The sequence below is a fragment of the Pseudocitrobacter vendiensis genome, assembly GCF_943590815.1.
GTDB lineage: Bacteria > Pseudomonadota > Gammaproteobacteria > Enterobacterales > Enterobacteriaceae > Pseudocitrobacter > Pseudocitrobacter vendiensis.
This window is the reverse complement of sequence record NZ_CALSBS010000030.1, coordinates 43,211-49,830: the sequence shown is the minus strand read 5'-3', so window position 1 is coordinate 49,830 and position 6,620 is coordinate 43,211. Positions and strand designations below refer to the sequence as shown.

Annotated in this window: 5 protein-coding genes; 1 reads left to right on the top strand and 4 read right to left on the bottom strand. The window is 55.0% G+C overall.

What is annotated here, in order from left to right:
• Positions 1-255: 255 nt before the first annotated feature.
• The 4 genes from hemG to pepQ are packed head-to-tail and all read right to left on the bottom strand — an operon-like array spanning position 256 to position 4,237.
• Positions 256-789 carry a menaquinone-dependent protoporphyrinogen IX dehydrogenase gene (gene hemG, locus NMC31_RS21985; protein WP_253899081.1) on the bottom strand — a complete coding sequence of 178 codons (534 nt, stop codon included), beginning with the start codon at positions 787-789 and terminating at the stop codon, positions 256-258.
• Between the two features lie 12 nt (positions 790-801).
• Positions 802-2,253, bottom strand: coding sequence for a Trk system potassium transporter TrkH (trkH, locus tag NMC31_RS21980; protein ID WP_149464908.1), 1,452 nt, complete (start codon positions 2,251-2,253; stop codon positions 802-804).
• Between the two features lie 38 nt (positions 2,254-2,291).
• Positions 2,292-2,906 carry an IMPACT family protein gene (locus NMC31_RS21975; protein ID WP_149464907.1) on the bottom strand — a complete coding sequence of 205 codons (615 nt, stop codon included), beginning with the start codon at positions 2,904-2,906 and terminating at the stop codon, positions 2,292-2,294.
• Positions 2,906-4,237: a Xaa-Pro dipeptidase gene (gene pepQ / locus NMC31_RS21970; protein WP_253899080.1), complete on the bottom strand. Its 1,332-nt coding sequence runs from the start codon at positions 4,235-4,237 to the stop codon at positions 2,906-2,908. The genes NMC31_RS21975 and pepQ overlap by 1 nt, the downstream gene beginning before the upstream one ends.
• A 190-nt stretch (positions 4,238-4,427) precedes the next feature.
• Here pepQ and fadB point away from each other — a divergent pair, with 190 nt between their 5' ends.
• Positions 4,428-6,617 carry a fatty acid oxidation complex subunit alpha FadB gene (gene fadB, locus NMC31_RS21965; protein WP_253899079.1) on the top strand — a complete coding sequence of 730 codons (2,190 nt, stop codon included), beginning with the start codon at positions 4,428-4,430 and terminating at the stop codon, positions 6,615-6,617.
• Positions 6,618-6,620: the final 3 nt, after the last annotated feature.

Here is a 6,620-nt window from a genome sequence, read left to right as displayed (position 1 = left end):
AAGAGCAGTTGCAACGCGGCGTGAAGCTCACCGTTGCGAGGTGCGCATACTACGCTTTCCTCCTTCAGAGTCAAGCGCTTATTTTCGCTTTTCTCTGGCGGCGTTCCCGAAGGAAGCCTGCTAACCCGGCGGCTTAGAGGCCGTTGTTCCGTGTCAGTGGAGGCGCATTATAGGGAGTAATTGAGATCTCGCAAGCATAAAATACAAAAAACCTTTCATTCGCTCATTTTCCAGGCAATGCGCTACATTCGTGCGCTATTTGCGCGGAATATGCGCAATTTCGCGGGCGAAATGGGCTACCTGCTGCCAGTCCGTATAAACCACTTCTTTACGGGTATCCGTTTCGCCGCCCGTCATCTTCATAATCAGACGGATCATAAAGCGGTCATACCAGCGGTAACGCGGGTAACGCAGCGCCCCGGCAAAAACGGCGCAGGCATCCGGCTGCCACGGTGAGGCCAACAGAAACTTACGCGTGTAGTTATTGGTCTGCGGCGATCGCTTCTCGGGTTTACGCGCCACCAGGTTCACCGAGAAGAAAGCGCTCGGTAATGCCTGCATCTGCGCGGCATGCTTTTTCACAAAACGATCGACCGCTGAATGGAAGTGCCCATAGCGAATCGAAGCTCCCACCACAACGCGGTCATACTGTTCCCACTCAACGTCCTGAGTGCGATTCAGATTCACCAGCTCGGAATCAATACCCAGCTCTTTGAGCTCAGAAGAGAGATACGCGGCAATTTCACGCGTCTGCCCATCACGGGTAGAGAAGAGAATTAATGTTTTCAACGTAAGCTCCACTTATTCGCGCCAGAAGGTGGGGGTAAACAACACCAGCAGCGTAAAGACTTCCAGACGACCAAACAGCATGTTCGCAATCAGGATCCACTTCGCCACCGGGTTCATACTGGCAAAGTTATCCGCCACTACGCCAAGCCCTGGACCAAGGTTATTCAGCGTTGCCACTACCGAAGCAAACGCAGAGAAGTCATCCACGCCGGTCGCGATAATTGCCAACATACTGATAATGAACACAAGCGCATACGCAGAGAAGAAGCCCCATACTGCTTCCAGAATACGTTCCGGCAGCGCACGGTTGCCCAGCTTGATGCTATACACCGCATTCGGATGCACCAGACGTTTTAGTTCGCGGTTCCCCTGCTTGAACAGCAGCAGGATACGAATCACCTTCAGCCCCCCGCCCGTCGACCCGGCGCAACCGCCGATAAACGCCGAGCAGAGTAACAGCACCGGCAGGAAGAGCGGCCAGCGAGCGATGCTGTCCGTCGTAAAGCCCGCCGTCGTCGCCATCGACACCACCTGGAAGAAGGCCTGGTTAATTGTCGTCAGCGCAGAGCTGTAAACGTTATGGAAATAGAGCACCAGCGTACAGATAAACACCAGCGTCAACTGAACGCCAATAAACATCCGGAATTCCGGATCACGCCAGTACACCTTCAGGCTCCGCCCACTCAGTAACGAGAAGTGCAGACCGTAGTTACACCCGGAGATCAGTAAGAAGATAGCAATAATGGTGTTAATCGTTGGGCTGTCGAAGTAACCCACGCTGGCATCATGCGTCGAAAAACCACCAATCGCGATAGTCGCGAAACTGTGACCGATGGCGTCGAAAGCCGGCATGCCCGCAAACCACAGTGCAAGCGCACAGGCGACGGTCAGCAACACATAGATGAGCCACAGTGTTTTTGCCGTTTCCGCAATACGCGGTCGCATCTTGTTATCCTTCAGCGGCCCCGGCATCTCGGCACGATAAAGCTGCATTCCCCCGACGCCGAGGATAGGCAGAATCGCCACGGCTAACACGATGATCCCCATACCGCCGAACCATTGCAGCATCTGTCGATAAAAGAGAATCGCATGCGGCAGAGAATCAAGACCCACCAGCGTCGTCGCGCCTGTCGTCGTTAGGCCGGAAAAGGATTCAAAAAAAGCATCGGTTATCGTGAGGTTTGGCTGCTCAGAGAAGATAAAGGGAAGCGCACCCACGCTGCCCAATACGGTCCAGAACAGGACCACAATCAAAAACCCTTCGCGCGATTTAAGTTCGCCTTTCTCGCGGCGGTTCGGCCACCACAGTAGCGAGCCAATCACCAGCGCGACAAAAAAGGTTTGGGTAAATGCCCGCCCGGCGCCATCGCGGTAAATCAATGCCACCAGGCCGGGAAGGATCATGGTTCCCGAAAACAAGATGACCAGAAGTCCGACGATTCGGGTTATGGCACGAAAATGCATCTCTGGCGCTTCCTTTGGTATAAAAGTAAGGAGGGGGATTATTCTTCAATCGCTAACAATTGCAATGAACCACGACTAAAATCAGCCAGTTTTGCTGTAAAAGCATCCACTTTCGCTTGCGGAAGCGCCACACGTAGCTGTACCGATGCCTGATAATCACTGTCAACAATGACGCCAGAGAATTGCCCCAGCAGCGTTTCAATCCCCGATAACTGACCGTATTCACACAACAGAGTATATTCGGTTAATGGCGTTTTGATTTGTGTTGTGAGTTGATTTAGCGCCTGCTGAACGCCGCCGCCATAGGCTTTCACCAGGCCGCCTGTACCCAACAGCACGCCGCCGTAGTAGCGAACCACCACGGCGGTAATTTCACCGACGCCGCTTCCCATAAGCTGCGCCAGCATGGGCTTACCTGCCGTTCCCGCCGGTTCACCATCATCTGAAAAGCCAAGCTGCTGTGAGTCATCTGGCCGCCCGGCAACCCAGGCGACGCAGTGGTGACGGGCATCAGGATGTTCCGCCCTTACCGACTCAACAAACGCTTTCGCCGCCTCCACCCCATCGGTATGCGCCAGCAGGGTGATGAAACGGCTCTTTTTAATCTCTTCAGTAAACGTGACCGGCGACGCCGGTATCGGCCAACTTTCCATTACGCCAGTTTCAGATCGCGCGTCATGTTTTCAACGTTATTTTCGTGGATCACGACGTTATCTTCGATACGAATCCCGCCGAACGGTTTCAGTGCTTCAATTTTCTGCCAGTTGAAGTGTTTGCTGAACTGCCCTTCACGCCACGGCGCCAGCAGAGATTCAATGAAGTAAATGCCCGGCTCGATGGTTAACACCATGCGTGGCTGCAGCACGCGAGTGCAGCGCAGGTACGGATATTTCGACGGCGCAGCCAGGTGCGTGCCGGTATCATCCTGCATAAAGCCTGCGACATCATGGACCTGTAATCCCAACGGGTGACCAATACCGTGCGGCATAAACGGCCCGGTCAGGTCGTTTTCGACCATCGCTTCTTCGCTCATGTCAGTGAGGATTTGATGTTTACGCAGGATTTTTGCGATGCGCTGATGAAACTGGATGTGATAATCCACGTAGCTGACACCCGCTTTCATGGTGGCAATCAGCGCCTGCTGCTCGTCGTTCACGTCTTTAATCAGATGAGCGAAATCATTGTCGCTGTGCGCCGACCAGGTACGGGTGAGATCAGCGGCATAACCGTTATATTCCGCGCCAGCATCCAGCAGGAAGCTACGCACTTCAGACGGCACGCGGTGATCCAGTTTAGTGTAATGCAGCACAGAGGCGTGCTCGTTCAGCGCCACGATGTTGCCATACGGTACATCGGTATCGCGATGGCCGGTCGCCGTCAGATACGCCTGATTGATGTCGAACTCGCTCATCCCGGAGCGGAAAGCTTCTTCCGCTGCGCGATGGCCGTTGACCGCCGTTTTCTGCGCTTCGCGCATACAGGCCAGTTCGTAATCCGTTTTATAAGAACGATAGTAGTGCAGGTAATCAATCACCCCTTTCGGGTTGATCTTATCGGCAGCAATACCCAGGCCAATCGCGCGCTCCGGAACCGGACCGATATAGGCAATATTTCCACGCGCCGCCGGCAGTTGCCCGGCAATACCGTCTGCTTTCGGCAGCGCAATGACCTCAACTTCCTCTGTCCAGAAAGAGGTCGGCAGCGGCTCAACGTTGTGCCAGTAATCGACCGGCAGGTAGAACCACAGCTTCGGTTTGTTGACGCCATCCACCAGTAGCCAGCAGTTCGGCACTTGTGTTACGGGCACCCAGGCCTTGAACTGCGGGTTGACCTTGAACGGATACGCATGATCATCGAGGAACACATTCATCAGTTCGCCGGAATGAATTAACAGCGCATCCAGCTTGAAGCGGTCCAGCGCGTTACGCGCTCTTTCCTGCAGGGTGGCGATATGATTTTTGTAGAGTGCAGCCAGTGATTCCATTTTTAGTCCTTGTACATTTTTGCCCTCAAGTTTTCGCATCTTAGCACACCTCGCCGAACCTGCGTGATCTCCACCAGTCGTGATCTCCCCAGCAAATATTTAAAGAGTAATTTGCAATTTATTAACATAAAAACCACACTCAGGCTCATCTGGTACGACCAGATTACACTGCTGGATTCAGGAGACTGACATGCTCTACAAAGGCGATACCCTGTACCTCAACTGGCTGGAAGATGGCATTGCCGAACTGGTGTTCGATGCCCCCGGCTCGGTGAACAAATTAGATACGGCGACCGTAGCCAGCCTCGGTCACGCGCTCGATGTCCTCGAAAAACAAAAAGAGCTGAAAGGGCTGCTACTGCGCTCTGAAATGGCGGCGTTTATCGTCGGCGCAGACATTACCGAATTCCTCTCGCTGTTCCTGGTGCCGGAAGAGCAACTCAGCGAATGGCTGCATTTCGCCAACAGCGTCTTTAATCGTCTGGAAGATTTACCGGTTCCGACCATCGCCGCCGTGAACGGCTACGCGCTGGGCGGTGGCTGCGAATGCGTACTGGCGACCGATTACCGTTTAGCGACGCCAGACCTGCGCATCGGCCTGCCGGAAACCAAACTGGGGATCATGCCTGGTTTTGGCGGCTCCGTGCGTATGCCACGCCTGCTGGGCGCAGACAGCGCGCTGGAAATTATCGCCGCCGGGAAAGATGTTGGTGCTGAACACGCGCTGAAAATCGGTCTGGTGGATGGCGTTGTTAAACACGAGAAACTGATTGACGGTGCGCTGGCCGTATTGCGCCAGGCGATAAACGGCGATCTCGACTGGCGCGCGAAGCGTCGTCCGAAACTGGAACCGCTGAAGCTCAGTAAAGTGGAAGCCACCATGAGCTTCACTATCGCCAAAGGCATGGTGATGCAGACGGCGGGTAAACACTACCCGGCGCCGATTACGGCGGTGAAAACCATTGAAGCCGCTGCCCGTCTGGGACGCGATGACGCGCTGAAGCTGGAAAACCAAAGCTTTGTTCCGCTGGCGCACACCAATGAAGCGCGCGCGCTGGTTGGCATCTTCCTGAACGATCAGTACGTAAAAGGCCTGGCGAAAAAACTCGCCAAAACCACCGATGCGCCGAAACACGCGGCCGTTCTGGGCGCAGGCATTATGGGCGGCGGCATTGCCTATCAGTCGGCCTGGAAAGGCGTGCCGGTGATCATGAAAGATATCAACGAGAAATCGCTGACGCTTGGTATGACGGAAGCCAGTAAACTGCTCAATAAGCAGCTTGAGCGCGGCAAAATTGATGGTCTGAAACTGGCAGGCGTCATTTCCACCATTCAGCCCACGCTGGATTACGCCGGGTTCGATCGTGTCGACGTGGTCGTGGAAGCGGTTGTTGAAAATCCGAAGGTGAAAAAAGCGGTGCTGGCCGAAACCGAGCAGAAAGTGCGCCCGGATGCTGTTCTGGCCTCTAATACCTCCACCATTCCGATTAGCGAACTGGCCGAGGCGCTGGAACGCCCGGAAAACTTCTGCGGCATGCACTTCTTCAACCCGGTGCACCGTATGCCGCTGGTTGAGATTATTCGCGGTAAAAAAACCAGCGAGCAAACCATCGCCAAAGTGGTCTCCTGGGCCAGCCAGATGGGCAAAACGCCGATTGTGGTCAACGACTGCCCCGGCTTCTTCGTTAACCGCGTGCTGTTCCCCTACTTCGCCGGTTTCAGCCAGTTGCTGCGCGACGGTGCGGATTTCCGCAAAGTCGACAAAGTGATGGAGAAACAGTTCGGCTGGCCGATGGGCCCGGCCTATCTGCTGGACGTGGTCGGCATTGATACCGCACACCACGCCCAGGCGGTGATGGCGGCAGGCTTCCCGCAGCGCATGCAGAAAGAATATCGCGATGCTATCGACGCGCTGTTTGAGGCTAATCGTTTCGGGCAGAAAAACGGTCTCGGCTTCTGGCGTTATAAAGAAGACAGCAAAGGTAAACCGAAGAAAGAAGAAGATGCCGCCGTTGACGACCTGCTGGCAGAAGTCAGCCAGCCAAAGCGCGACTTCAGCGACGAAGAGATTATCGCCCGCATGATGATCCCGATGGTCAACGAAGTGGTGCGTTGCCTGGAGGAAGGCATTATTGCCAGCCCGGCAGAAGCAGACATGGCGCTGGTTTACGGCCTGGGCTTCCCTCCCTTCCACGGCGGCGCATTCCGCTGGCTGGATACGCTGGGTAGCGCGAAATATCTCGATATGGCGCAGCAGTATCAGCACCTCGGCCCGTTGTATGACGTGCCGGAAGGTCTGCGCAGTAAGGCGCGTCATAACGAACCGTATTATCCCGCAGTGGAGCCCGCCCGTCCGGTTGGCACGCTGAAAACGGCTTAAGGA

What these genes read in the sequence shown, in the direction of transcription:
- fadB (WP_253899079.1), top strand. Translation starts at nt 4,428, where the DNA reads ATGCTCTACAAAGGCGATACCCTGTACCTCAACTGGCTGGAAGATGGC.
- trkH (WP_149464908.1), bottom strand. Translation starts at nt 2,253, where the DNA reads ATGCATTTTCGTGCCATAACCCGAATCGTCGGACTTCTGGTCATCTTG.
- NMC31_RS21975 (WP_149464907.1), bottom strand. Translation starts at nt 2,906, where the DNA reads ATGGAAAGTTGGCCGATACCGGCGTCGCCGGTCACGTTTACTGAAGAG.
- pepQ (WP_253899080.1), bottom strand. Translation starts at nt 4,237, where the DNA reads ATGGAATCACTGGCTGCACTCTACAAAAATCATATCGCCACCCTGCAG.